The 1,764-nt window shown below is 49.4% G+C and carries 1 protein-coding gene; it reads right to left on the bottom strand.

Annotated elements, in window-relative coordinates; genetic code table 11:
- On the bottom strand, positions 1-1,764 hold a 1,764-nt coding region (gene gltB / locus R7127_RS26015), incomplete at both ends, for a glutamate synthase large subunit (RefSeq protein WP_318148661.1).

Here is a 1,764-nt window from a genome sequence, read left to right as displayed (position 1 = left end):
GTTAAATCTTGTTGGAAATCATCAAAGTTTGCGCCTTCGATGCGAGTGGTTACGCCTTTAAAGCACAAGTCGACCACTTCCCGGCTCAACCCAACAGCTTCGAACAATTGTGAGCAACGGTAAGAGGCGATGGTCGAAATACCCATCTTCGACATGATTTTGTACAAGCCTTTGTTGATGCCATACTGATAGTTCTGCATAACATCGCGGTAGTCTTTATCTAGGGCACCATCGTCAATCAACTTGCCTAGCGCTTCATAAGCTAGATACGGATAAACCGCCGTAGCGCCAAAGCCTAGCAATACGGCAAATTGATGAGGGTCACGTGCGGTTGCGGTTTCCGCGACGATGTTGGCATCACAACGAAGGTTGGCTGTAACTAAGCGAGTTTGCACGGCGCCGACAGCCATGGCGGCTGGAATTGGCAACTTGCCTTTAACTAATGCGCGGTCGGAAAGAACCACTAAGACGGTGCCTTCTCGCACCACTTGTTCAGCTTGATCACATAAGTCATCAATCGCTTGTTTGAGATCTTTCTCTTGTGGATCGTAGTTTATGTCGAGAATGGTATTGCGGTAGTGATCGTCACCCAGCTCAAGCAACTGCTGCATGTCAGAGTAAAGTAGCACTGGAGAATCAAATGTCACTCGATGCGCGTGGCCGTCGGTTTCACAGAAGACGTTCATCTCCTGACCTATACTGGTGGCTAACGACATAACATGCTTTTCACGTAGTGGATCGATAGGCGGGTTGGTGACCTGAGCAAACTTCTGGCGGAAGTAATCGGTAACCAAACGCTCTTTCGAAGACAGTACTGCCATTGGCGTGTCATCGCCCATAGAGCCTACGGCTTCTTGACCCATATCGCCAAGTACACGCAGCACCTGATCCACTTCTTCATTGGTCATGGCGAACTGCTTTTGATAGGTCTTAAGCAAATCTTCATCGAAGCTTCGCTCACCCACTTGATCTTCAGGTAACTGAGAGAATGGCGTTAGTTTGCGAACGTTGTTCTCCATCCATTCGCGATAAGGGTGACGAGATTTGAGATCGTTATCGATCTCGCTTGATTGCCACAGTTTACCTTTACGAGTATCGACAACTAACAACTCACCAGGGCCAACACGACCTTTTTTCGCAACTTCGTCTGGTGCGTAATCCCAAATACCGATTTCAGAAGCCAGCGTGATCAACTTGTCTTTTGTGATCACGTAGCGAGCTGGGCGCAGACCGTTTCGATCGAGGTTACATGCTGCGTAGCGGCCATCGGAAAGTACGATCCCTGCTGGGCCATCCCAAGGCTCCATGTGTTTGGAGTTGAAATCGTAGAAGGCTCGTAGATCGGGATCCATATCTGGGTGATTTTGCCATGCTGGTGGAACAAGCATTCGCATGGCTCGGAAGATATCCATGCCGCCGGCCAAGAAAAGATCCAACATGTTATCCAGACTTGAAGAATCCGAACCAGTCTCATTTACAAACGGAGCTGCGGTTTGTAAATCGGGCAGCAATGGGGAAGAGAACTTATAAGCACGCGCTCGGGCCCATTGGCGGTTGCCTTCAATGGTATTGATCTCACCGTTGTGAGCAAGATAACGGAACGGCTGCGCCAGTGGCCAGCGAGGTTGAGTGTTGGTTGAAAAACGCTGGTGGAACAGACAGATAGCGGATTCCATGCGTAGATCAGCAAGATCAAGGTAGAAGCGAGGCAAATCCGCAGGCATGCACAAACCTTTGTACACCAGCACCTGCGTCGATAAGCTA

This window comes from Vibrio sp. 1159 (genome assembly GCF_033340395.1).
Classification (GTDB): Bacteria; Pseudomonadota; Gammaproteobacteria; order Enterobacterales; family Vibrionaceae; genus Vibrio; species Vibrio alginolyticus.
Note: the sequence above shows the minus strand (reverse complement) of the source record. Positions and strands in the feature narration are given on the sequence as shown.